21 protein-coding genes are annotated in these 24,344 nt (G+C 63.5%); 13 read left to right on the top strand and 8 right to left on the bottom strand.

Annotated elements, in window-relative coordinates:
- Positions 1 to 58: 58 nt before the first annotated feature.
- The gene (eda, locus tag OX462_RS06695) at positions 59 to 688 is read right to left on the bottom strand and encodes a bifunctional 4-hydroxy-2-oxoglutarate aldolase/2-dehydro-3-deoxy-phosphogluconate aldolase (RefSeq protein ID WP_409028042.1); all 630 of its coding nucleotides are present in this window, start codon (positions 686 to 688) and stop codon (positions 59 to 61) included.
- Between the two features lie 3 nt (positions 689 to 691).
- Positions 692 to 2,605 (bottom strand): phosphogluconate dehydratase, encoded by a 1,914-nt coding sequence (gene edd, locus OX462_RS06690; protein ID WP_409028041.1) that lies wholly within the window; start codon positions 2,603 to 2,605, stop codon positions 692 to 694.
- Positions 2,606 to 2,941: 336 nt separating this feature from the next.
- Here edd and pgi point away from each other — a divergent pair, with 336 nt between their 5' ends.
- Positions 2,942 to 4,606, top strand: a complete 1,665-nt coding sequence (pgi, locus tag OX462_RS06685) for a glucose-6-phosphate isomerase (protein ID WP_409028040.1) — start codon at positions 2,942 to 2,944, stop codon at positions 4,604 to 4,606.
- 14 nt (positions 4,607 to 4,620) lie between these two features.
- Positions 4,621 to 5,517: an SMP-30/gluconolactonase/LRE family protein gene (locus OX462_RS06680; protein WP_070312028.1), complete on the top strand. Its 897-nt coding sequence runs from the start codon at positions 4,621 to 4,623 to the stop codon at positions 5,515 to 5,517.
- Positions 5,518 to 5,645: 128 nt separating this feature from the next.
- Here OX462_RS06680 and OX462_RS06675 read toward each other — a convergent pair whose 3' ends face one another.
- Complete coding sequence (locus OX462_RS06675; protein ID WP_070222400.1) at positions 5,646 to 6,599, bottom strand: chemotaxis protein; 954 nt, start codon at positions 6,597 to 6,599, stop codon at positions 5,646 to 5,648.
- Between the two features lie 562 nt (positions 6,600 to 7,161).
- Here OX462_RS06675 and zwf point away from each other — a divergent pair.
- From zwf to tal, 3 genes are all read left to right on the top strand, one after another.
- Positions 7,162 to 8,634, top strand: coding sequence for a glucose-6-phosphate dehydrogenase (gene zwf, locus OX462_RS06670; protein ID WP_034750861.1), 1,473 nt, complete (start codon positions 7,162 to 7,164; stop codon positions 8,632 to 8,634).
- A gap of 130 nt (positions 8,635 to 8,764) precedes the next feature.
- Complete coding sequence (locus OX462_RS06665; RefSeq protein ID WP_034750862.1) at positions 8,765 to 9,619, top strand: SIS domain-containing protein; 855 nt, start codon at positions 8,765 to 8,767, stop codon at positions 9,617 to 9,619.
- Between the two features lie 130 nt (positions 9,620 to 9,749).
- Positions 9,750 to 10,685 carry a transaldolase gene (gene tal, locus OX462_RS06660; protein ID WP_086140119.1) on the top strand — a complete coding sequence of 312 codons (936 nt, stop codon included), beginning with the start codon at positions 9,750 to 9,752 and terminating at the stop codon, positions 10,683 to 10,685.
- Positions 10,686 to 10,839: 154 nt separating this feature from the next.
- Here tal and OX462_RS06655 read toward each other — a convergent pair whose 3' ends face one another.
- Positions 10,840 to 11,691 (bottom strand): hypothetical protein, encoded by an 852-nt coding sequence (locus OX462_RS06655; RefSeq protein ID WP_121670240.1) that lies wholly within the window; start codon positions 11,689 to 11,691, stop codon positions 10,840 to 10,842.
- A 204-nt stretch (positions 11,692 to 11,895) separates the two neighbouring features.
- Here OX462_RS06655 and OX462_RS06650 point away from each other — a divergent pair, with 204 nt between their 5' ends.
- From OX462_RS06650 to OX462_RS06640, 3 genes are all read left to right on the top strand, one after another.
- Positions 11,896 to 12,969 carry a patatin-like phospholipase family protein gene (locus tag OX462_RS06650; protein WP_070289145.1) on the top strand — a complete coding sequence of 358 codons (1,074 nt, stop codon included), beginning with the start codon at positions 11,896 to 11,898 and terminating at the stop codon, positions 12,967 to 12,969.
- 122 nt (positions 12,970 to 13,091) lie between these two features.
- Entirely contained in the window at positions 13,092 to 14,825 is a 1,734-nt protein-coding gene (locus OX462_RS06645; protein ID WP_070222396.1) for a methyl-accepting chemotaxis protein, read from the top strand.
- A 166-nt stretch (positions 14,826 to 14,991) separates the two neighbouring features.
- Positions 14,992 to 16,167 (top strand): tetratricopeptide repeat protein, encoded by a 1,176-nt coding sequence (locus OX462_RS06640; RefSeq protein WP_409028039.1) that lies wholly within the window; start codon positions 14,992 to 14,994, stop codon positions 16,165 to 16,167.
- Here the strand turns inward: OX462_RS06640 and hemW are convergent.
- The 3 genes from hemW to rph form a co-directional block, all read right to left on the bottom strand.
- Positions 16,164 to 17,438: a radical SAM family heme chaperone HemW gene (hemW, locus tag OX462_RS06635; RefSeq protein WP_070222392.1), complete on the bottom strand. Its 1,275-nt coding sequence runs from the start codon at positions 17,436 to 17,438 to the stop codon at positions 16,164 to 16,166. The genes OX462_RS06640 and hemW overlap by 4 nt on opposite strands.
- The gene (rdgB, locus tag OX462_RS06630) at positions 17,435 to 18,019 is read right to left on the bottom strand and encodes an RdgB/HAM1 family non-canonical purine NTP pyrophosphatase (protein WP_070222390.1); all 585 of its coding nucleotides are present in this window, start codon (positions 18,017 to 18,019) and stop codon (positions 17,435 to 17,437) included. The genes hemW and rdgB overlap by 4 nt, the downstream gene beginning before the upstream one ends.
- Before the next feature lie 138 nt (positions 18,020 to 18,157).
- The gene (gene rph, locus OX462_RS06625; RefSeq protein ID WP_046685905.1) at positions 18,158 to 18,886 is read right to left on the bottom strand and encodes a ribonuclease PH; all 729 of its coding nucleotides are present in this window, start codon (positions 18,884 to 18,886) and stop codon (positions 18,158 to 18,160) included.
- Between the two features lie 302 nt (positions 18,887 to 19,188).
- On the opposite strand from rph, the gene OX462_RS06620 reads away from it, so the two are divergent.
- Together OX462_RS06620 and OX462_RS06615 are read left to right on the top strand one after the other, a co-directional pair.
- The gene (locus tag OX462_RS06620) at positions 19,189 to 20,079 is read left to right on the top strand and encodes a YicC/YloC family endoribonuclease (RefSeq protein WP_070289142.1); all 891 of its coding nucleotides are present in this window, start codon (positions 19,189 to 19,191) and stop codon (positions 20,077 to 20,079) included.
- Positions 20,080 to 20,082: 3 nt separating this feature from the next.
- Entirely contained in the window at positions 20,083 to 20,409 is a 327-nt protein-coding gene (locus tag OX462_RS06615) for a hypothetical protein (protein ID WP_070312022.1), read from the top strand.
- A gap of 15 nt (positions 20,410 to 20,424) precedes the next feature.
- Here OX462_RS06615 and OX462_RS06610 read toward each other — a convergent pair whose 3' ends face one another.
- Positions 20,425 to 20,835: a DoxX family protein gene (locus OX462_RS06610; protein ID WP_071650226.1), complete on the bottom strand. Its 411-nt coding sequence runs from the start codon at positions 20,833 to 20,835 to the stop codon at positions 20,425 to 20,427.
- A 199-nt stretch (positions 20,836 to 21,034) separates the two neighbouring features.
- Here OX462_RS06610 and gmk point away from each other — a divergent pair, with 199 nt between their 5' ends.
- From gmk to OX462_RS06595, 3 genes are all read left to right on the top strand, one after another.
- Positions 21,035 to 21,673 carry a guanylate kinase gene (gmk, locus tag OX462_RS06605; RefSeq protein WP_080753685.1) on the top strand — a complete coding sequence of 213 codons (639 nt, stop codon included), beginning with the start codon at positions 21,035 to 21,037 and terminating at the stop codon, positions 21,671 to 21,673.
- A 58-nt stretch (positions 21,674 to 21,731) separates the two neighbouring features.
- Positions 21,732 to 21,935 carry a DNA-directed RNA polymerase subunit omega gene (gene rpoZ / locus OX462_RS06600; RefSeq protein WP_010400723.1) on the top strand — a complete coding sequence of 68 codons (204 nt, stop codon included), beginning with the start codon at positions 21,732 to 21,734 and terminating at the stop codon, positions 21,933 to 21,935.
- 82 nt (positions 21,936 to 22,017) lie between these two features.
- Positions 22,018 to 24,300: a RelA/SpoT family protein gene (locus OX462_RS06595; RefSeq protein WP_070222384.1), complete on the top strand. Its 2,283-nt coding sequence runs from the start codon at positions 22,018 to 22,020 to the stop codon at positions 24,298 to 24,300.
- The last annotated feature ends 44 nt before the right edge of the window (positions 24,301 to 24,344 follow it).

Below are 24,344 nucleotides of genomic sequence, written 5' to 3'. Positions count from 1 at the left end.
CGCATAAGAAGAAGAGAAGAAAGCGCGGCAAGCGTAAAGCCTGCCGCGCCAGTACCGCTTAAGCCAATCGAAGACCGCTGGCGGCCTTGGCGATTTCCGTGATGCGGCCCCAGTTGCCGGCCGCGATCGCGTCTTTCGGCGTCAGCCACGAGCCGCCCACGCAGGCGACGTTCTTGCACGCCAGGAACTGCGACGCCGTCTCTTGCGAGATGCCGCCCGTCGGGCAGAACGTGATGTCCGGCAGCGGGCCGTAGATCGCGTTGAGCATGCCGATGCCGCCCGCCGGTACGGCCGGGAACAGTTTCAGCTGCTGGAAGCCGTTTTCACGCGCCGCCATCACTTCGCCTGGCGTCATCACGCCTGGCAGCAAGGGCAGGCCGCTGCTTTTCGCCGCCGCCACCAGGGCCGACGTCAGGCCCGGCGAAACGCCGAAGACGGCGCCCGCATCACGTGCCTGCACGAATTCCTCGGGACGGGTCAAGGTGCCCACGCCGACGATGGCGCCCGGCACGGCCGACATGGCGCGGATCGCTTCGAGGCCGTGCTTGGTGCGCAGCGTCACTTCCAGCACGCGGATGCCGCCCGCCACCAGCGCGCGCGCCAGCGGTACGGCGTGTTCAGGATCGTCGATCGCAATCACGGGGATCACGCTCGAGGTGCGCATAATTTCCAGTAGTGTCATGGTCATCTCTTATTTCCTAGCCAAAAAGTCTTCATCGGAACCCGGTACGGTATCGCCGACATTGTCGGCGTCGTGCAAGGCGACGGTGGTGGGAATCGGCGACGGCAGGCCGAAGGTGGTGGCACCCTCTTCCGCCGCGCTGACGGTGGAACGGAACATGGAAAACAGCTCGCGGCCCATGCCGACGTGGTTCGGCGACAGGTCGGCCGTGACCAGCGCACGCGCGTGCCAGACGTCGGCCGGCACCAGCGCCTCCAGTACGCCCGTAAAGGCGTCGAGGCGGATGATGTCGCCGTCGCGCACGAGGCCCAGGGGGCCGCCGGCGAGGATTTCAGGCGAGACGTGGATGGCGGCCGGCACCTTGCCCGACGCGCCCGACATGCGGCCATCGGTGACCAGCGCCACGTGGCGGCCCGCATCCTGCAGGTTGGCCAGCGCCGGGGTCAGCGCATGCAGTTCCGGCATGCCGTTGGCGCGCGGACCCTGGAAGCGCAGCACGGCGACGAAATCGCGGTCCAGCGTGCCGGCCTTGTAGGCGGCCATGAAGTCTTCCTGCGAATTGAATACCAGGGCAGGTGCTTCGACCGTGCGGTGCTGCGGCTTGACGGCCGACACCTTCATCACGGCGCGGCCCAGGTTGCCCGCCACCAGCACCATGCCGCCGTCCGGCGCGAAAGGATTGCTGGCCGGGCGCAGCACGTTTTCGTCGGCGCTGGCGGCCGGCGCATCTTTCCAGAAGACCTTGCCGTCTTCGCCGAGGAACGGCTCCATGCAATGCGCGCGCAAGCCGTGGCCCAGGATGGTGTTGACGTCGTCGTGCAGCAGCCCCGCATCCAGCAGTTCGCGGATCAGATAACCGGTGCCGCCGGCCGCGTGGAAATGGTTCACGTCGGCGTCACCGTTCGGGTAGATGCGCGTAAGCATCGGCACGATGGCCGACAGTTCATTGAAATCGTTCCAGTCGATGACGATGCCGGCCGCCTTGGCGATCGCCACCAGGTGCAGGGTGTGATTGGTCGAGCCGCCCGTGGCCAGCAAGCCCACGACGGCGTTGACGATACATTTCTCGTCGACGATATGGCCGACTGGCAAGTAGCTGCCGCTTTGCGCCGTGATGACGGCCGCGCGCTGGGCGGCGGCCCTGGTCAGCGCATCGCGCAGCGGCGTGTTCGGCGTGATGAAGGCGGCGCCCGGCAAATGCAGGCCCATCACTTCCATCAGCATCTGGTTGCTGTTCGCCGTGCCGTAGAAGGTACAGGTGCCGGCGCCATGGTAGGCTTTCGACTCGCCTTCGAGCAAGTCTTCGCGCGTGGCCTTGCCTTGTGCATACAGCTGGCGCACCTTGGCTTTTTCCTGGTTCGACAGGCCCGACGTCATCGGACCGGCCGGCACGAAGACGGCCGGCAAATGGCCGAAGTGCAGCGCGCCGATCAACAGGCCCGGCACGATCTTGTCGCACACGCCCAGGTACAGGGCGGCGTCGAACATATTGTGCGACAGCGCCACGGCAGTCGACATGGCGATGGTGTCGCGCGAAAACAGCGACAGTTCCATGCCCGGCTGGCCTTGCGTCACGCCATCGCACATGGCGGGCACGCCGCCGGCGAACTGGGCGACGGCGCCCACTTCGCGCACGGCTTGCTTGATGATCTGCGGGAAGCCTTCGAACGGCTGGTGCGCCGACAGCATGTCGTTGTACGAGGAAACGATGGCCACGGACGGCTTCTTGTATTCCTTCAGCGACAGCTTGTCGTTGGCGGGAAAGGCGGCAAAGCCGTGCGCCAGGTTGGTGCACGACAGGGCGCCGCGCTGCACGCCCTGGATGCGGGCCGCATCCAGATGCGCCAGGTAGGCGCCGCGCGATGGCCGGCTGCGCGCGATGATGCGCGCTGTTACGGATTCGACTACTGGATGCAGCGCCATATGGATTTCCTTAAAAATGAGTATTTCGTGAAATTTTACTACAAAATGGTGAAGAAGAAGCACTCTTGCATGGGCCGACCGCACAAATAAGCCACGGATTGCGGCGTATCAAGGCAAGCCCGGCAAATATCGCGTATCGGCAGCTGTCAACATAGCTCTTATATGGCACGGGCGCAATCGCTAAAAAAAGCACAACAAAATCCGCTTCGCGTCACAAACTGTAGTGAAATTACGTTTTTCTGATGTATTATTCTCATACCAATGCCGGACCCGCTGTTCGCCACCACGAACGCGCCGCGCTCCTTTCAACCGAGACAAGCACCCAAGCCGACCGCCATGCGCCAGCCAGCACCTACTCCTGCCATCACCGCCACCGTCAGTTTCCAGTCCCTGCAAGCGCATAGCGCCAGCCTGCGCGAAGTGCATCTGCGCCAGCTGTTCGCCGCCGACCCCGCACGTTTCTCGACGATGACGGTCGATGCGGCCGGCCTGCTGCTCGATTACTCGAAGAACCGGGTCGACGCCACCGCCATGGCGCTGCTGATGGACCTGGCCCGCGAGCGCGGCGTGGAAGCGCAGCGCGAAGCCATGTTCACCGGCGAGAAAATCAATCTTACCGAACATCGGGCCGTTCTGCATACCGCCTTGCGCGCGCCGCGCGGCACCAGGCTGATGGTCGATGGCCAGGATATCGATGCTGACGTGCAAGATGTACTGCAGCGCGTCAAGGCATTTACGGACAAGGTCCGCAATGGCAGCTGGCTCGGCTACACAGGCAAACCGATTTGCGACATCGTCAATATCGGCATCGGCGGCTCGGACCTGGGCCCGAAAATGGCGTGCCTGGCGCTGCGCTCGTATGCCAACCCGGGGCTGGAAATGCACTTTGTTTCCAACGTCGACGGTCACGACATGGAAGCGACCCTGTCGAAAGTCGATCCGGAAACCACCCTGTTCATTGTTGCCTCGAAAACCTTTGTTACCGCTGAAACCATGCTCAACGCCAACACGGCGCGCGCCTGGTTCCTGCTCGAAGGCGAAGAAAAGGATCTGGCGCAACACTTCGTGGCTGTCTCGACCAACACGCAAGCCATCGTCGACTTCGGCATTTCGCCGGACAATATGTTCCCGTTCTGGGACTGGGTCGGCGGCCGTTATTCCGTCTGGTCCTCGATCGGCCTGGCCGTGGCCCTGTCCGTCGGTTTTGAATATTTCAGCGATTTCCTCGCCGGCGCGCATGCGATGGACCAGCATTTCCGCCAGGCGCCCCTCGAAGACAACATGCCCGTCGTGCTGGCCATGGTCGGCTTCTGGAACCGTCAGTTCCTCGATTGCGGCTCCGTTTCCATCGCACCGTATCACCAGGACCTGAGCCGCTTCGCCGCCTACCTGCAACAGCTGGACATGGAAAGCAACGGCAAGCGCGTCACCAAGGATGGCGTGCCCGTCGACGTGCCGACCGGCCCCGTCATCTGGGGCGATTGCGGCACGAATGCCCAGCACGCGTATTTCCAGCTGCTGCACCAGGGCACGGACATCACCCCCATCGACTTCATCGCCGCCCTGCGCGCCACGCACGATTTGCCGGGCCACCACGATGCCCTGCTGGCCAACTGCTTCGCCCAGTCGGAAGCCTTCATGACGGGCAAGACGGCCGAGGAAGTGCGCCTTGACCTGCAGGCGCAGGGCTTGCCGGAAAGCGAAATCGAAGCACTGGTGCCGCACAAGACTTTCCCCGGCAACCGCCCCAGCAACACCATTTTGATGGACCAGCTGACCCCGACCACCCTGGGCGCCCTGATCGCGCTGTACGAACACAAGACCTTCGTGCAGGGCGTCTTGTGGAACGTCAACAGTTTCGACCAGTGGGGGGTGGAACTGGGCAAGGTGCTGGCGAAGAAAATCCAGGCCGAACTGACGGGCGAAGCCCGTCCCGACCACCACGACAGCTCGACCAATGGCTTGATTGCCTTGGCGAAAGCCGCCAAGGCGGCGTATTAACTTAATTGAGGTTTATGAATATTTACGAAATCAAAGTAGTCAGCGACAAGGCCATGCAAGTGGGCGAATGCCCGCTCTGGCATGGCAAGGAAGCGGCCCTGTACTGGGTCGACATCGATGGCCGCGCCGTGCACCGCTTGCACCCGGCCAGCGGCAAGCATGCGCAGTGGACCATGCCGACGGAACCGTCGGCGCTGGCCATCAACGCCGGCGGCGGCCTGATCGTCGCCCTGCGCAGCGGCTTTGCCCACCTCGACACGAAGACGGGCAGCCTGGCGCACATCGCGCCGGCGCCGTTCGACATGACCACCACGCGCTTCAACGACGGCAAGGTTGACCCGGCCGGCCGTTTCTGGGTCGGCACGATTTTCGAGCCGCGCAACGCTGACGCAGCGGAAATGTTCGTGCTGGAAAAGGGACAAGTGCGCAAGGTCTGGTCGGGCGGCATGACCGTGTCGAACGGCCTGGGCTTCAGTCCCGACGGGCGCACCATGTATCACTCGGATACCACCACGCACCGCATCGACCGTTTCGACTTCGATGCGGCCACGGGAGCCATTTCCGCGCCACAACCGTTCCAGCGCTTTTCCATGGACAAGAAGGCGTTTGATTACGGCGGGCGCCCCGATGGCGCGGCCGTCGACAGCGAAGGCAATTACTGGTCGGCCATGTTTGAAGGCGGCAAGATCTTGCGCTTCGCCCCCGATGGCCATTTGCTGGGCGAAATTACCGTGCCCGTGCGCTGCCCCACCATGGTGACGTTCGGCGGCCCCGACCTGCGCACCCTGTACATCACCAGCGCCAGCCACAACCGCTCGGCAGCAGAAATCGCCGACTACCCGTTGACGGGTCACGTGCTGTCCGTGCGCGTGGACGTGGCAGGCCAGCCGGAAACGCCTTACCAGGCGTAACACGGTCAGGTATGAAAAAGCGCCGGCACCCGCGAGGGTCCGGCGCTTTTTTAACGCTCACGTAGGTCGGATTAGCGGGGCAAGGCCCAGCGTAATCCGACAACAGTGTTGGCCATGGTGCCGTCGGATTACCGCGACAGCACCTTGCGGATGGTTTCCGCCAATTCAGCCGCCACGAACTTGGCCACATAACCGTCGGCGCCCACGCCCTTGACGTGGTCTTCGTTGGTCGAGCCCGTCAGCGACGAGTGGATCACCACGGGAATGTTGGAGAAGCGGCCATCGTTCTTGATGTTGCGCGTCAGGGTAAAGCCGTCCATTTCCGGCATTTCCAGGTCGGTCAGCACCAGCGCGACCTTGTCTTTCGCCGTCTTGCCTTCCGTGGCCGCCTGGGCCGAGATCGCTTGCAGGCGCTCCCACGCTTCCTTGCCCGTCTTGGTCATGATGAAAGGCACGCCCATCGCTTCGAGGCCCTTTTCGATCAACGAGCGGGCCAGCGAGGAATCGTCGGCCGCGAGAATCACGGCGCCGGCCGGCAAGCGCACTTGCGGGCCGATGCTGTTTTCGTCCACGTCCGGATCGCCCGACGGCAGCACGTTGCGCAGGATTTGCTCCACGTCCAGCACTTGCGCCAGGCGGGTCTTGTCCGTGTCGCCGTCGAGGCGGGCGATGCTGGTGACGAGGCCGCCGCCGACGCTCGATTCGGCCGACAAGACCTGATTCCATTCGAGGCGCACGATTTCATCGACCTCTTCCACCGCAAACGCCTGTGTCGAGCGGGCAAATTCCGTCACCATCAGGATCTTCAAGCCGCTGCTCTTGCAACCGACCGCCATTGGCAAGTCGATCACGGGAACGATCTGACCACGGATATTGACCACGCCCAGCATGTGCGGGTGCGAACCAGCCACCGCCGTGATGGCCGGCATTTCCATGATTTCACGGACTTTGAACACATTGATGCCGAACAGTTCGCGGCTGGCCGAGTGATCACTGGTCCCCAGCTTGAACAGGAACAGTTCGAATTTGTTATTGCCTGTCAGGCTGGTGCGTTCATCGACATCTTGCTGCATTGAATTCATTGTGTCCCCTTGAGCCGTCTTGTAAAGTTAAGTCGCCCGCCCCTGATGCTGCGGACAGTGCGGACTGCACGTCGCATGGACGCCGGACGGCGGGTTTGGGGCATGGCCGGCGCTAATGGTGCAGTGTATATCGTACAACTTCATACAACCAATAGTTGCTATCGATTCGAGCTTGAATTATACGTTTTTTTACTTTCTTCAAAGCTACTTTACGCTGCCAACGGCGATCCTGACAGCATTTCTTGATTTCCTTGTTGCTACAGCGCAAATGATGACGGAGAGAATCGAAAATTTCCCTGGCAACCATGGTTGCTTTGCAAAGCCGATAACCAGCATGACGCTGCGCCGGCGCCGGCGAACGTCATATAATGGCCATGCCGGCATCGCAGGCAGGCATACCGGGAAAAATGGCGACGGCAGCGGATGGAATGTAGTAAAATTTCTTGCAATTGCCTGTTCTACGTAGTAAATTTACACCATCGATTATAGTAGCGACAGACTGGCACTTCCGGTCGGCTTTCTCCCCGCTCCGGCCCTTTTACTTTTGCGACGACACTCACTTATGGCACTTACCGATTTTGACCTGGTCCTGTTTGGCGGCAGCGGCGATTTAGCAATGCGCAAGTTGTTGCCTGCAATGTATGCGCGCGACGTCGCGAACGATTTGCCGCCGACGGCGCGCATCATCTGTGTGGGCCGCCAGGACAGCGGCCAGGATGCCTTCCTGAAAATGGTGGAGACCAATTCGCGTCCCCACATCAAGGCCAGCACCCTGAACGCCGCCACCTGGAGCAAGTTCTGCGCGCGCATCGTGTATGTGTCGCTCAACGCCAGCGATGCGGCCACGTACGCGCCGCTGGTCGAAGCGCTGCGCGGCGACGCCGACCTGACGCGCGTGTACTACCTGGCGACGCCGCCGCACCTGTTCGCCCTCATCTGCGACAACCTCGAAGACAACGGCCTGGTCACGCCGAATTCGCGCGTGGTGCTGGAAAAGCCGCTGGGCCGCGACCTGGCCAGCGCCAAGCAGATCAATGCCGAAGTGGGCAAGGTCTTCCAGGAATCGCAGATCTACCGTATCGACCATTACCTGGGCAAGGAAACCGTGCAGAACTTGCTGGCCCTGCGCTTCGGCAACATCCTGTTCGAACCGCTGTGGCGCCGCGAATGGATTTCCGACGTGCAGATCACCATCGCCGAAAAGCTGGGCGTGGGCAACCGCATGGGTTACTACGACACCTCGGGCGCGCTGCGCGACATGCTGCAAAACCACTTGCTGCAACTGCTGTGCATCGTCGCCATGGAGCCGCCGACCTCGATCGCGCCGGACGCCGTGCGCGATGAAAAGCTGCAAGTGCTGCGCTCGCTGAAAAAATTCACACCGACCACCCTGGCGCAAAACATCGTGCGCGGCCAGTACCGCGCCGGCCACGTCGATGGCGCCACAGTGCCGAGCTACCGCGACGAGCCCGATGCGCCGGAACATTCGCGCACCGAAACCTTCGTTGCGCTGAAGGCGGAAATCGACACCTGGCGCTGGGCCGGCGTGCCGTTCTACCTGCGCACGGGCAAACGCATGGCCGACAGCCTGGCCGAGATCGTCGTGCGCTTCAAGCAGATTCCGCATTCGATCTTCAACCAGCCGACGTCCAGCTTCCAGCCGAACTGCCTGGTGATCCGTTTGCAGCCGGACGAAGGCTTGCGCATGAATTTGATGGCGAAAACCCCGGGTGACGGCATGCGCTTGAAACCGGCGGAGCTGGAACTCGATTTCCGCGAATCGTTCAAGACCCCGCGCATGGACGCCTACGAGCGTTTGCTGCTCGACGTCCTGCGCGGCCAGCTGACCCTGTTCATGCGCGGCGACGAGCTGGAAGCGGCCTGGGAATGGGTCGAGCCGATTCTCGACAACTGGGAACAGAACGACAGCGCGCCGATTCCGTACACGGCCGGCACCTGGGGCCCGGCGGCCGCCAGCGCCCTGATCGGCCGCGATGGCTTGCAGTGGCGTGAAGAGGCATTGCCAGAGGACTGAAGCCGTTAAGATTTGGCTTAACCCTGAACGGCGAAATACTGGGGTCGGACCCTGAGGGTCCGACCCCGGAACTTTGCTTTTGGGGTGAAAAGGACGCAAACTTACGGCATTACTGCCAGAAGATCAATCAATGCTACTCGATTCCATCCGCACCCAGCTCGATTCGCTCTCCAAGTCGGAGAAAAAGGTCGCGCTGGCCGTGCTAGACCAGCCCAACCAGACGGTCAGCCAGAACATCACGGCGCTGGCGAAAAGCGCGCAGGTGTCGGAACCGACCGTGGTGCGCTTTTGCCGCACGCTGGGTTACGACGGCTGGCATGAATTCAAGCTGAAACTGGCGCAGGGCCTGGCGCTGGCCATGCCGGGCGCGAACGAGCAGCCGGCGCAGGACGATCTGGCCGCCGACCTGGTGAATAAAATCTGCAGCCGCTCGATCAATACTCTGCTCGACCTGCGCAACAACCTGAATCCGGAAGCGATCCAGCGCGCGCTCGACATCCTGTCGCGCGCCAGCAAGATCGAATTCTATGGCCAGGGCACGTCGGGTATCGTGGCGGCCGACGCGCAGCACAAGTTCTTCCGCTCGGGCGTGCCGACGGTGGCCTACAGCGACCCGAACATCCACAGCATCGCGGCGGCCCTGCTGCGCGGCGGCGACTGCCTGGTGGCCATCTCGCAGCGCGGCAACAGCCCCGCCCTGGTGCGCTCCGTGAAACTGGCGCGCCGCGGCGGCGCCGACGTCGTCGTGCTGGCCCCATCGGGCACGCCGCTGGCCGACCTGGCCACCGTGCTGATCCCGATCGACCTGGTCTTCAACACCGACCCCTACACGCCCATTTCGGCGCGCCTGGCCTACCTGGTCGTGATCGACGTGCTGGCCGTGGGCCTGGCCCTGCAACGGGGACCGGAATTCCGCAAGAAGATGCAGAATGCGCAAAAGGCGCTGCAGGAATTCGACATGCAGTTTGATTCGTTTATCGGCTAAAAAGCGGCAATCCGGGGCCAGACCCGCCGGGTCCGACCCCGGCACTTTAGCCCTTGGGTTAAAAGCGCCGCCACCGTCCCGCATTCGGTACAATACCCTGGCAAGCCCATTCACTCTTTCCTGTGCAGCCATGAACCAACTCGAACAACTGAAGCAATTTACTACCGTGGTGGCCGACACCGGCGACTTCCAATCGATCCAGGCCTACACGCCGCGCGATGCGACGACGAATCCGTCGCTGATCCTGAAGGCCGTGCAGAAGGATGAATACAAGCCGCTGCTGGAAAAGGCCGTGCGCGACCATCCGAACGCCTCGACCACCGAGATCATCGACCGCCTGCTGATCGCCTTTGGCGTGGAAATCCTGCAAACCATCCCCGGCCGCGTCTCCACCGAGGTCGATGCGCGCCTGTCGTTCGACACGCAGGGCACGGTGGCCAAGGGCCGCGACCTGATCGCCCTGTATTCGAACGCGGGCATACCACGCGAGCGCGTGCTGATCAAGATCGCCTCCACCTGGGAAGGCATCCGCGCCGCCGCCATCCTGGAAAAGGAAGGCATCCGCTGCAACATGACCCTGCTGTTCTCGCTGGCCCAGGCGATTGCCTGCGCCGAAGCGGGCGCCCAGCTCATTTCCCCGTTCGTCGGCCGCATCTACGACTGGTACAAGAAATCGACGGGCATCGACTACATGGGCGCGGAAGACCCGGGCGTGCAATCGGTGCGCCGCATCTACAATTACTACCGCAAGTTTGGCTACAAGACCGAGGTGATGGGCGCGAGCTTCCGCAACACCTCGCAAATCCTCGAACTGGCCGGCTGCGACCTGCTCACCATCAGCCCCGACCTGCTGCAAAAGCTGGCCGACAGCGATGCGCCGGTGGAACGCAAGCTGAGCGCCGAAGCGGCGCCATCGACCAACATCGTGCAAATGTCGCTGAACGAAGAAGCCTTCCGCTTCATGATGAATGAAGACGCGATGGCGACGGAAAAACTGGCCGAAGGCATCCGCGCCTTCTGCGTCGATTCCGGCAAGCTGAAACAGATGATCGCGGCGCTGCGGTAATCGCATCATTACGACGGGCGAAAAAAAGCGGCGCCGTGCATTGCACGGACGCCGCTTTTTTTATTCTAGTCGTCCTCGTTGGCCTCGGGGCGACTGACGGCACCATTGCGAGTGGCCGCAAATCACGACGCGCAGCAGGTGCCGTCAGGCGTCATCAAGAGCAACGGAAGGTGGCCACGCCCTGGTAGTTGGCGCCATTCGCCAGCTGCGCCTTGTAGGCGGCGATCAGCAGATAGCGGCCAGCGCCGCCGTCGCCCAGCATCAGCTGCGCGCCCGTGCCATTCGACAGGTAGCCACCGGTGATGCTGCTCGACGCGGCCGACGCCATGGTCGTCGAAGCCGATACCTTGCCCGTGCTGCCGCCGGCGCTGGCGTCGATGGCCAGCACGACCTTGGCGCCCGAGGCATCGAAGGACATGCTGGCAGTGCCGCTGGCCGTGCCGAAGTTGGCGGTCGACGAGACGCTGCTGCCGCCCGTATAGCTAGGCGCCGTGAACGTGCCTGCATCGCAGGTGAAGGTGCCGGTCGCTGGCAGCGCGGCGAGCACGTTATAGGCGACGTAATGCCCACTGGCATTGTTGCCGCTCAACGTAGTGGCGCCCGTACTATTGCTGAACGCGCCCTTGAACCAGCGTCCCTGCGCAAAGGCCGCGTCGCCGCTGATTTCGCGCGTCACGGCCGGGTTGCCGGTGAAGACGATGCCGCTGATCGTGCTCAGGGCGCCGGAGGCATCCTGTACCAGCGGGCTGGCCTTGCCACTGCTCTGCAAGCCGATCGACGTAAAGATGTAGCGGCTGTTGTCGCCATTGGCGAAACGGGCGCTGACGGCCCCCGTGTTTTCGCCGGTGGCCGTTGGCACGACGGGAACGACGGGCGCCACCGGATCGGCAGGCTTGGCCGTATTCACGACAGCCGTCGTGTCGGATGGGGAAGACGAACCGCCGCCACCGCAAGCGGCGAGCGAAGCGGCGATCAGGGTCAGAACAAAAGCGTGATTCAGTTGCATACGATTCCAATAAAAAAAGCAAGACATAAGGAATCCTTGGCACATGCCAAAAATTCAACGTCCAATATTATGCAACATTTCTCAATAGAATGGTTGCCTTAAAGAAATTTATTAATACTAACAATGTGACTATACCGAGCGCGTCTGTGCCGTGTCGCCGCGCTGGCGGTAAAATACCTGGCTACAGGCCGCCAGCGACTACTCATGCAATCACCGATCACCATCCGCCTGGGCCGCCGCGCCCGGGCGCGCATCGCCGAAAACGGGGTGCGCGCCAGCGACATCGCCATCGTTCCCGCCGCCGCGGGCGGGCCGAAAGGCTTGATCCTGCACCAGCTCGATTGCTGGCTGTTCGGCGACTTCCTGGCGCAGGCGCCGCGCCCGCGCCAGTTCGTCGGCGCCTCGATCGGCGCCTGGCGCATGGCCGCCGCCGTGTTCCCCGACCCGGTGGCCGCGCAGCGCCGCCTGGTGCGCGAATACGTGGGCCAGCGCTATCCCGACAAACCCGATGCGGCGCACGTGAGCCGCACGTGCCGTGCCCTGCTCGACGCCGTCCTCGATGGCCAGGATGCGCAACTGCTGCGGCACGAGCGCCATAGCCTGTCGGTGCTGGCCGTGCGCGGCATCGGCGCGCTGGCGCAACCTGGCAAATGGCGCGACCGGCGCGGCTTCCTGCTGGCGGCCGCCGGCAACGCTGTGGCGCGCGCGCGGCTGGCCGCCTCGCTGGAACGCACCGTGTTCCATGCCGGACCGGACGGCGCCAGCTGGCTGCGCTCGCGCTTCGACGCCTTTCATTCGCATTTCGTGCCGCTGGCGCAGGACAACCTGCGCGACGCGCTGCTCGCTTCCGGCTCCATCCCGCTGGTGCTCGACGCGGTCACGGACATCGCCGGCGCGCCGCCAGGGCGCTACTGGGACGGCGGCCTGGTCGACTATCATTTGCACCTGCCCTACCAGCGCGAACCGGACCTGGTGCTGTACCCGCATTTTGCCGACCATATCGTGCCGGGCTGGCTGGACAAGACCATGCCCTGGCGCCGCGCGCGCCGCGGCGATGGCGCACTCGACAACATGATCCTCGTCTCGCCCTCGCCCGCCTTCGTGGCCAGCCTGCCCAACGGCAAATTGCCGGACCGGCGCGACTTCCCCCATTACGGCCAGGACCACGCGGCGCGCATGCGCGACTGGCGCCGCGCCATCGCGGAAAGCGAGCGCATGGCGGCCGCCTTCGCCCGCTGGGCCGAGCAGCCGGACCTGCGCCAGGCGGGCGAGCTGTAGCACGGGCGTGGCTGCAACAGGCGCAAAGACAAGCGCGCTTTTCCCTCGCCTCTTGGTCACTTATCAGTGCATACTATGTCGCACAGGCAACCTTTAATCCCTCTGCGACAGGAGCTCCAACCATGCACGCCCTCTCCCACCTCCGTATCGGCACACGCCTGGCTGCAGGCTTCGCGCTGGTGCTGCTGCTGTCCGTGATCTCCACCTCGTACGCGCTGTACAGCGCCAGCGTGAATGCCGAAGCGACGCGGCAAATGATGGAAAAGCCGCTGGCCAAGGAACGCCTCGTATCGGACTGGTACGTACTGATTTACTCGGCCATCGCGCGCACTTCGATGATCGCCAGGAGCACGGATGAAACCCTGTCGAACGTGTTTGCCGACACCATCGCCGACAGCACCAAGCAGGGCGGCGAGCTGCTGAAGCAAATCGAAACCCTGCTCGTCAGCGACGAGGAAAAGGCCATCTTCAAGGCGTCCATTGCCGAACGCGTCAAGTACCAGGATGCCAAGACCCTGGTGATGAATGCGCGCAAGGGCGGCAATGCGGCGCAGGCGGAAAGCGTCTACCGCGACAGCTTCGCGCCGGCCGCCGCCAAGTACCAGAACAACGTCAAGGCCCTGCTGTCGCAGCAGCGCCAGGCCATCGACGCCACGGCGCACGCGATCGAGGCGGCCAACGGGCGCAGCTTCACCCTGCTACTGACCTTGTGCGCGCTGGTGGTGGCGCTGGGCAGCGTCTGCGCCTGGCTGATCACGCGTTCGATCACGCAGCCGTTGAAGGCCGCCGTGAAGGTGGCCGAAACGGTGGCCGACGGCGACTTGCGCACGCATTTCGGCACGCCTGCCAGCGATGAAATCGGCGACCTGATGCGCGCGCTGCACGGCATGAACGAGGCGCTGCGCAAGGTGGTGTCGGAAGTGCAGACGGGCACCAATGCGATCGCCACGGCGTCGGGCGAAATCGCCGCCGGCAACCAGGATCTGTCGGCGCGCACGGAACAGCAGGCCAGTTCGCTGGAAGAGACGGCGTCGTCGATGGAAGAATTGACCAGCACCGTCAAGCAGAATGCGGACAACGCGCGCCAGGCCAACCAGATGGCGGTGGCCGCATCCGGCGTGGCCGAACGGGGCGGCGGCATCGTCAGCCAGGTGGTCGACACCATGGGCGCCATCGATACGGCCTCGACGAAAATCGTCGACATCATCGGCGTCATCGACGGCATCGCCTTCCAGACGAATATCCTGGCCCTGAACGCGGCCGTCGAAGCGGCGCGCGCCGGCGAGCAGGGGCGCGGCTTTGCCGTCGTCGCCACGGAAGTGCGCAGCCTGGCGCAGCGCTCGGCCGCGGCGGCGCGCGAAATCAAGACCCTGATCGGCGACTCGGTGGAACAGGTCAACAACGGCACGCGGCTGGTGCAGCAGGCCGGCAGCACCATGGGCGAAGTGGTCGACAGCGTGCGCAGGGTCACCGACATCATGGCCGAGATCACTGCCGCCAGCGCCGAGCAAAGCATGGGCATCGACCAGGTCAACCAGGCCATCGCGCAGATGGACCAGGTGACGCAGCAAAATGCGGCGCTGGTGGAAGAAGCGGCGGCGGCAGCCGAAAGCATGCAGGACCAGGCGGCGCGCCTGGCGCAGGTGGCGGCCGGCTTCCAGCTCGAGCACGTGGCCACGGCGGCGCCGGTGCGCGCCGCGCGGCCGGCCAGGGCCGCCATTGCCACCACGCAAAAACTCGCGCCACGCCCGCCCCAGGCCAGGGCCGGCAAACCCGCAGCACCCAAGGCGGCCGGCGCCGCGGCGCGCAAAACGCCATCGCACATCGCCGGCGAGCAGGACTGGGAAGAGTTTTAAGCCCGAGGTTTTAAGTCTGGCGTTACACCCGCTTTCCAGCACCGTGCAGGCGGCGGCAAGGCGCTTGAAACCATTTGACAGCGGCGCCAGGCGCGCCGATACTGGTTTCAGGTGGGACTGGCGCGCCACCGCGACATGAGACAGCCGGCGCCTCCAGGGAGAGACCATGCGCCCCTATCTTGTTTTCGCCGCTTGCTTCAAGCGCCTGGGCGCCGCCCTGCTCTGCGGCGCTTTGGCGGCCTGCAGCGTAGCACCGCCAGCCAGCCTGCCCCCCATCTTCAACGACGGCGATTTCGCGCCGGCCGCCGCCATCGACGCCAGCCAGGTCTTTGCCATCGACGAGACCATGCGCCAGTATGTGCGCACGCAAGTGCGGCGCGAAGCGCGCAACAAGAATGACCGCGCGGCCCTGTATGACGCCCTGTACGACAAGAGCAGGCTGAAACTCGAGTACGATGCGGCCATGACCCGCAATGCGCGCGAAACGTTCGCCGCGCGTCAGGGGAACTGCCTGTCGCTGGTGATCATGACGGCGGCGCTGGCGCATGAAATGGGCTTGCAGGTGCGCTACCAGGAGGTGCTCGGTGAAGAAAGCTGGAGCCGCAGCGGCGACATGTATTTTGTCGCCGGCCACGTCAACCTGGTACTGGGCCAGCGGCTGGACGACAAATCCGGCAGGTACGATGCCAAGGGCATGATGGTGATCGATTTCCTGCCGTCCTCGGAGATAGGCGGCTACCGCACGCGAGAACTCGACGAAGCGACCGTGCTCGCCATGTACATGAACAACCGCGCCGCCGAAACCATGAGCGAGGGCCAGCTGAATCAGGCATACTGGTGGGCCCGGGCAGCGCTGCTGCAAGACTCCTCGTTCAGCGGCGCCTACAACACCCTGGGCGTGATCCAGTTCCGCCATGGCGACCTGGCGCAAGCGCGGCGCACTTTCGCCCATGCGCTGACGCGCACGCCGGACAACACGGTGCTGCTGTCGAACCTGGCGCAGGTGCTGGAAGCGTCCGGCCTGCCCGAAGAAGCGCTGCCGCTGCGCCGGCGCCTGCTGGCGCTGCAGCCGCAGCCGCCTTTCCACTACTTCAACCTGGGCAAGGCGGCCATGCAGCAAAACGATTACGTGCGGGCGATACAGCTGTTTTCACGTGAAATCGCGCGCGACCCGTACTACCACGAATTTCACTTCTGGCTGGCGCAAGCCTATGCGCGCCTGGGCCAGATGGAGCAGGCCGGCAAGCAGCTGGAACTGGCGATGAACAACAGCACCACGCGCAGCGACCATACTCTGTATGCGGCCAAGCTGCAGCGCCTGCGCGCCGTCACCACGCATTAATCCTCCAGGAACATCTGCTGCAGGTCATTCAGGAAGCACAATCCCCGTTCCGTCGGACGGATGACCTGGTGGTCGCGGTACAGCAAGCCTTTCGCTTCGGCCGCATTGAGCGGCTGCTCGATGGCGTTGAGGGCCAGGCCCGTACGCTCGGCGAACAGGTTCGGCGCAAAGCCCTGCGTCAGGCGCAGGGTATTCAACATGAATTCGAAGCCCATTTCCTCGCGCGCCAGTTCACGCTCTTCCTGCACCGGATTACCGGCCAGTACCGCGTCCATGTAGGCGCGCGGCTGCTTGTAGCGGGCCTGGCGCAGCACGCGGTGCGGGAACGAAATCTTCGAGTGCGCGCCCGCGCCGATGCCGAGATAGTCGCCAAATTCCCAGTAATTGCGGTTGTGGCGTGCCTGGCGGCCCGGCTGCGCATAGGCCGACACTTCGTAGCGGCCATAGCCGGCCTGTGCGGCGCGCGCGGCCACCATATCGGCGATATCGGCGCTCTCGTCGTCGTCCGGCAGCGCGGGCGGATACTTGGCGAACAGGGTGTTCGGTTCCAGCGTCAGGTGGTACAGCGACAGGTGCGGCGGCGCGAACGACAGCGCCGTCTCCAGGTCCTGCCGCGCTTCGTCCAGCGTCTGCGTGGGCAGCGCGTACATCAGATCGAGGTTGAAATTGTCGAAGTTGGCATGCGCGATCTCCACCGCGCGGCGCGCCTCGTTGTCGTCATGGATGCGCCCCAGCGCCTGCAGATGGCGGCCATTGAAGCTCTGGATGCCGACCGACAGCCGGTTGATGCCGCTGGCCCGGTAAGACTTGAATTTTTCCGCTTCAAAGGTGCCCGGATTGGCTTCCATGGTGATTTCGCAATCGGGCTCCAATGGCAGCAGGGTGCGCACGTCCGACATCAGCCGGTCCAGGCCCGCCGCCGACATCAGGCTGGGCGTGCCGCCGCCGATGAAGATGGTGTGGATCTTGCGGCCCCAGATCAGCGGCAGCGCCATCTCCAGGTCCAGCCGCAGGGCCGCCAGGTATTCGGCTTCCGGCAGGTCGCCGCGCACCTCGTGCGAATTGAAGTCGCAATACGGGCATTTTTTCACGCACCACGGAAAGTGAATGTACAGCGACAGCGGCGGCAGGGCCGTCAGGTTGAGCGCGCCCGGCTGCAGGTACTTCAGGGCCGCCCCGGCCGCGCCGGAAATGCCTTCCTGCGGCGCGGGCCTGGCTGCCGACCTGGCGGCCGATTGGGCAACGGCGCCCACCAGTTTGATCGGGATCATCGCAGCTTTTCCACCAGCGCGCGCAGGGCCTGGCCGCGGTGCGACAGCGCGTTCTTTTCATCGGACGTCAGTTCGGCCGCGCACTTGCCCAGCGCGGGAATGAAGAAATGCGGATCGTAGCCGAAGCCGCCGTTGCCGCGTGGCGTGGCGATCATCTCGCCGTTCCAGCGGCCGTCGGCGATCACGGGCTGCGGGTCGTCCGCATGGCGCACATACACCAGCACGCAGTAGTAATACGCGGACTTGTCGGCATGCGCCTCAAGGTCGGCGATCAGCCTGGCGCTGTTGGCCGCATCCGATTTCGGCTCGCCCGCATAGCGGGCCGAGTACACGCCGGGCGCGCCGCCGAGCGCATTGACGCACACGCCCGAATCGTCTGCCAGCGCCGGCAAGCCCGTCAGGCGAGATGCGTGGCGCGCCTTTTGCAGGGCGTTTTCAACGAAGGTGTGGAACGGTTCGTCGCTTTCCGGCACATCGTATTCGCCCTGGGCGTGGACGGAAAAACCGATGGTCGAGAGCAGCTCGTTGAATTCCTTGAGCTTGCCGGCGTTGTTGGAGGCGAGGATGAGGCGTTGGGTCATGTCAGTAGTCCGGTTGAAGTGCCGACATTGTAAACCTTTTGCGCTCCCCTCACCCTGGCCCGCCGCTGCCGAAAAAAACGGCAGGTGCGGGCTTTTTGCCCGGCGCAGCGGGCGAAGACATGTAAATTTATGTAAAGATTACATGCCGAGAGCTTGCTTTTGCAGGGCGATCAGGTCGGCGATGCCGCCCTGCGCCAGGTCCAGCAGGCGGTTCATGCCGGCGCGGTCAAAGGCGGCGCCTTCGGCCGTGCCCTGCACTTCGATGAAGTGGCCCGCTTCCGTCATCACCACATTCATGTCCGTGTCGCAGCCCGAGTCTTCCACGTAGTCGAGGTCCAGCACCGGCATGCCCTGGTAGACGCCCACCGAGATGGCGGCGACGAAGCTTTTCACGGGGATGGCGGCGATCGCGCCGCGCGCCTGCAGCTGGGAAAACGCGTCATACGCGGCCACCATGGCACCCGTGATCGAGGCCGTGCGCGTGCCGCCGTCGGCCTGGATCACGTCGCAATCGAGGTGCAGGGTGCGTTCGCCGAACGCCTGCAAATCGAAGGCGGCGCGCAGCGAGCGGCCGATCAGGCGCTGGATTTCCTGCGTGCGGCCCGACTGCTTGCCGCGCGCCGCTTCGCGGTCCATGCGCGTGTGCGTCGAGCGCGGCAGCATGCCGTACTCGGCCGTCAACCATCCCTGGCCCTTGCCCTTCAGGAAGCCCGGCACCTTGTCTTCGATGCTGGCGGTACAGATGACCTTGGTGTCGCCGCACTCGATCAGCACCGACCCTTCGGCATGTTTGGTGTACTGGCGGGTGATGCGGATGGCGCGCAGCGCATCGACGGCGCGGCCGCTCGGGCGGGATTCGAATGTCATGGGGATGTCCTGTGTGATTGGGGTTGCGGCAGCGATTCTACCACCGCGCGCGCGCCCATTTGCAGTCATGCAACAGCGCAGGGCGCAATGGCGGGCGGCGCACACATGATCCCTACAATCCTGCCCCGCCAAACACAATTTTCTTTACAATGCCGTAAAACGCACACTATTCAGCAATTTTCAGGCCATCGGGCACTTCGGTCCTGTTTCGCGGCGCGGGCAGTATTGCCTGCGCTGGCTGATTAAGTGTATAAGTGACTGTATACAAGATCAAATCGGGGAATCCTTTGAGCATTTCAAGCATGACAGGCTACGCGGTTGCCACCAGCGAAGGTGCTGCAGGCACACTGACAATTGAAATCAAGAGCGTCAACTCACGCTTTCTCGACCTGCAATTCCGGATCAACGACGATCTGCGGGCCCTGGAACCTGACTTGCGCGCCGCCGTCATGTCCGCCATCACGCGCGGCAAAGTCGAGGTACGCCTGAGCTTTGGCCGCAAGGCTGCGACCGCCGGCACGCAGGCGCTGAACGTGCCCCTGCTGACCGAACTGGCGCGCCTGCAAAACGAAGTGGGCCAGCATTTTGTCTCCGCCCCCGTCATGACGGTGGCAGAACTGCTGCGCTGGCCTGGCGTCATCGAAGAAGCGCAAGTGGGACAGGAGTCCCTGCAGGCGGACGTGGGCGCGCTGACCCGCCGCACCGTGGCCGCCTTCGTCGACAGCCGCAAGCGCGAAGGCGCGGCGCTCGAAGCGGTGCTGGTGTCGCGCATCGAAGCGATGGAAGCCATCGTCAAGCGCATCACGCCCTTGATTCCGCAAGTGGTGGCGGCCTTCCAGCAAAAAGCCATCGAGCGCATGCAGGATGCGCTGGGCCTGGCCAGCCAGGGCTCGAATTCGGCCCTGTCGCGCCAGGACGCCATGGAACGCATCCGCCAGGAAGTGATCCTGTACGGCATCCGCATCGATGTGTCCGAAGAACTGGCGCGCCTGTCGGCCCACCTGGGCGAAACGCGCCACATCCTCACCAAGGGCGGGCAAGTGGGCAAGCGCCTCGACTTCATGATGCAGGAACTCAACCGCGAAGCCAATACGCTGGGCGCCAAGGCCTCCGTCAAGGAACTGGCCGACGCATCGATGGACTTGAAGCTGCTGATCGAGCAGATGCGCGAACAGGTGCAGAACCTGGAATAAGCCATGACCGCACCACGCATCCTGACGCTCGCCAGCGTCACCCTGGTGCTGCTGGCGGCAGGCGCGCAAGCGCAACCTGCGCAGCAGCCGTCGCCGTATGCGGTTGAAGGCTGCGCCTCCGGGTGTTTCGCTCTCAAGGAACGCGGCGCCGCCATCTACACGGGCGCCGACGCCGCCTCCTACCGCATCTGCTCGCGCAGCAACCTGGGCGCAGAAGTCTCGGTCGACAGCGCCATCGTGCGCATCAGCAACCGCGACTGCACCGATGTGAATGGACGGGCCATCGTGCTCAATAGCGGCGAAATCGCCCTGGGCCGGCTGCCCCGCTGAGACAGGGCATGCAACTTACGCCAGGCGCGCTCCGGTGCGCGCCCTGTCGCTGGCGGCGATGACGACGCAGGCGACAAACAGCACGATGCTGTACTCCACGCCGCCGGCGCCATGCTCGCCCACGAACCAGCCCTTGGCCGCATGCACGATGACGATGCCGCCAAGGCAGATCACCATCAGGCCGGCCGCCGCCCAGCGCATGTATTTGCCGGCGATCAGCAAACTGCCGCAAACGATCTCGACAATGGTAATCGCCCACACGACAGCCAGGCCATAGATAAATCCCTTGTCTTCCAGAAAACCGGCAAAGCGGGGAATGGTGCCGTTGGCGATGCGCGTGATGGCATGCGCCATGAACATCACGGCGATGGCCACGCGCAGCAACAGCATGGCCTGGGCAATACTGAGAAACGGGAAATTTTTCATGCGCACATCCTGTCGATAAAGAAAAAATATTCCAAATTAGATAACTATTTCTTCAGGATAACAAGCAAAAAATGCGCAGGCGCGGCGGCCAGGCGCATCGCAGGGCTGGCTCGTCGCCTTGCCTCTTGGTAAAATACCGAATTGGGCGGCGCCCATGCAAGCGCACGCGCCGCCATCACACGCAAATGGAAAGATCCGCATGAGCCACCCTACCGCCTTCTCCGGCAGCCTGTTCGTGGTCGCCGCGCCATCGGGCGCCGGCAAATCGACACTGGTCAATGCATTGCTGGCGCAAGAGCCCGGCATCAAATTGTCGATCTCGACCACCACGCGCGCCCCGCGTCCGGGCGAGCAGCATGGCCGCGAGTACTATTTCACGACGGCGGAAGACTTTGTCGCGCGCGCCGACCAGGGCGAATTCCTGGAATGGGCGGAAGTGCACGGCAATTACTACGGCACCTCGCGCATCATGGTGGAGCAGCAAATGGCCGCCGGCACCGATATCCTGCTGGAAATCGACTGGCAGGGCGCGCGCCAGGTGCGCAAGCAATTCCCGCGCGCGGCCGGCATTTTCATCCTGCCGCCATCGATCGATGCGCTGGAAGAACGCCTGAACAAGCGCGGCCAGGACGAGCCGCACGTGATCACGCGCCGCCTGCTGGCGGCCGGCGGCGAAATCGCACACGCTCCCGAGTTCGAGTATGTTATTATCAATGAAGAGTTTACGGTCGCTTTGTCCGAACTGAGCGCGATCGTGAGAGCGGCCCGTTGCCGGTTTGCGCAACAAGCGGCCCGCAACGCATCGCTATTCGCCCAGCTGGGCCTGCACGCAGAGTAAAAACGCTGCAACGGCACGCCAGTTCACACAGCACCACGCAAAAATTTTAGGAGTTACTATGGCCCGTATCACAATCGAAGATTGCCTGAAGCAGATCCCTAACCGTTTCCAGCTGACCCTGGCTGCGACCTATCGCGCACGTCAGTTGTTGCAAGGCCACACCCCAAAGGTGGAAGCCAAGGACAAGCCTACCGTCGTCGCACTGCGTGAAATCGCTGCCGGTAAAGTCGGCATCGAAATGCTGAAAAAGGTCCCGATGTAAGTGGGAACCCGCGTGCCGGAACAGTGCTGACCCCTGGTTCTACCGTATCCTTTATTCACACTGTGAAGCAACGCGACGTTTTATGAGTCTGACCCCAGCCGACACGACTTCCGCAGCACTGCCGCCCCTGGCCTCGCGCCAGGCGGCAAAATCGCAGGGCGCTTCCGCGCCCGGCGCCGGCACGTCCGGCAGCAACACCCCCGCAGCACCGCCAGCGCCCGCCCTCGGCGTGGCTTCCGTCAGCCATCTGGCCGACAAGCTGGCCGAATACCTGTCTCCCGCCGACCTGAAAAAAGTCAAGGAAGCCTACCGCTTCTCCGACGAAATGCACCTGGGCCAGATGCGCCGCTCGGGCGAGCCGTATATCTCGCATCCGATCGCCGTCGCCGAAATCTGCGCCGACTGGAAGCTCGACGCGCAAGCCATCATGGCTGCCCTGCTGCATGACGTCATGGAAGACCAGGACGTCAAGAAGGAAGAATTGATCGAGCGCTTCGGCGCTCCTGTAGCGCACCTGGTCGATGGGCTGTCGAAACTGGAAAAGATCGAATTCCAGAGCCAGATCGAGGCGCAGGCGGAAAACTTCCGCAAGATGCTGCTGGCCATGGCGTCCGACGTGCGCGTGATCCTGATCAAGCTGGCCGACCGCCTGCACAATATGCGCACCCTGGACTTCATGACGGCGGCGAAAAAACGCCGCATCGCCAGCGAGACCATGGAAGTGTACGTGCCGATCGCGCACCGCCTCGGCCTGAACAACATCTACCACGAGCTGCAGGACCTGTCGTTCTCGCACCTGTATCCGATGCGCTACCGCACCCTGGCGAAAGCCGTCAAGGCGGCGCGCGGCAACCGGCGCGAGGTGGTCAACAAGATCATGGAAGCGGTGAAAAGCACCCTGTCCATGGCCGAGCTCGAAGCCGACGTCACGGGCCGCGAAAAGACCCTGTACGACATCTATAAAAAGATGCGCAGCAAGCATTTGTCGTTCTCGCAAGTGCTGGACGTGTACGGTTTCCGCGTGGTGGTGGGCAGCTTTGCCGACTGTTACGTGACCCTGGGCACCCTGCACAGCCTGTACAAGCCCATGCCGGGCAAGTTCAAGGATTACATCGCGATCCGCAAGCTGAACGGCTACCAGTCGCTGCACACGACCGTCATCGGCCCGTACGGCACGCCCGTGGAATTCCAGATCCGCACGCAGGAAATGCACCGCACGGCCGAGTCCGGCGTGGCGGCGCACTGGCTGTACAAGAGCGGCGAATCGAACCCGTCCGACCTGCAGCAGCGCACCCATGCGTGGCTGCAATCGCTGCTCGACATCCAGCAGCAGACGGGCGACTCGGCCGAATTCCTCGAACACGTCAAGGTCGACCTGTTCCCCGATTCCGTCTACGTGTTTACGCCGAAATCGAAGATCATCGCCCTGCCGCGCGGCGCCACGGCCATCGACTTCGCCTACTCGATCCACACGGGCATCGGCGACCAGACCGTGGCCGTGAAAATCAACAACGAAACCTCGCCCTTGCGCACCGAGCTGCACAATGGCGACATCGTCGAAATCATCACCGATTCCTCGTCGCGCCCCAGCCCGACGTGGCTGTCGTTCGTGCGCACCGGCAAGGCCCGTTCGGCCATCCGCCACCACTTGCGCACGATCAACCTGCCCGAATCGATCGCCCTGGGCCAGCAATTGCTGTCGCAGGCGCTGCACACCCTGAACATCGACGCCGACCTGCAAGCGCCATTGGTCGAACGCCTGCTCAACGAATCGAGCGCCAATTCCATGGACGAGCTGTACGCGGACATCGGCATCGGCAAGCGCATGGCCACCCTGGTGGCGCGCCACATCTTCGGCTTGATCGGCGGCGAAGCGGCCAGCATGCCCGTGGAACACAATAGCGGCAGCGAACTGGACCCCGTCACCATCTGCGGCAGCGAAGGCGTGTCCGTGCAACTGGCGCCCTGCTGCCTGCCGATTCCCGGCGACCAGATCATCGGCCAGCTGCGCCGCGACCAGGGCTTGCTCGTGCACACGAGCGACTGCTCGCAAGCGAAACGCCAGCGCGCCAAGGAACCGGACCGCTGGATCGCCGTGCGCTGGGGAACCGAACTGAACCGCCGCTTCGACTGCCGCATCAAAGTCTTGATCAACAGCGAACGGGGCATCCTCGCCCGCGTGGCCGCCGAAATCGGCGAATCGGACGCCAACATCATCTATGTCGGCATGGACGAAGACAAGGACAACGTGCTCGACCAGCTGCGCTTCACCGTGCAGGTCAAGGACCGGGTCCACCTGGCCGCCCTGCTGCGCAATGTGCGCAGAGTGGCCGGCGTGAACCGCATCTTGCGCGAGCGTAACTGATTCACGCGGCAAAAAGCTGGGGTCAGACCCGCCGGGGGAATACG

It is taken from the genome of Janthinobacterium aestuarii (assembly GCF_046113285.1).
Taxonomy (GTDB): Bacteria; Pseudomonadota; Gammaproteobacteria; order Burkholderiales; family Burkholderiaceae_D; genus Janthinobacterium.
The sequence above is the reverse complement of the archived record's forward strand: the minus strand, read 5'-3'. Positions and strand labels throughout refer to the sequence as shown.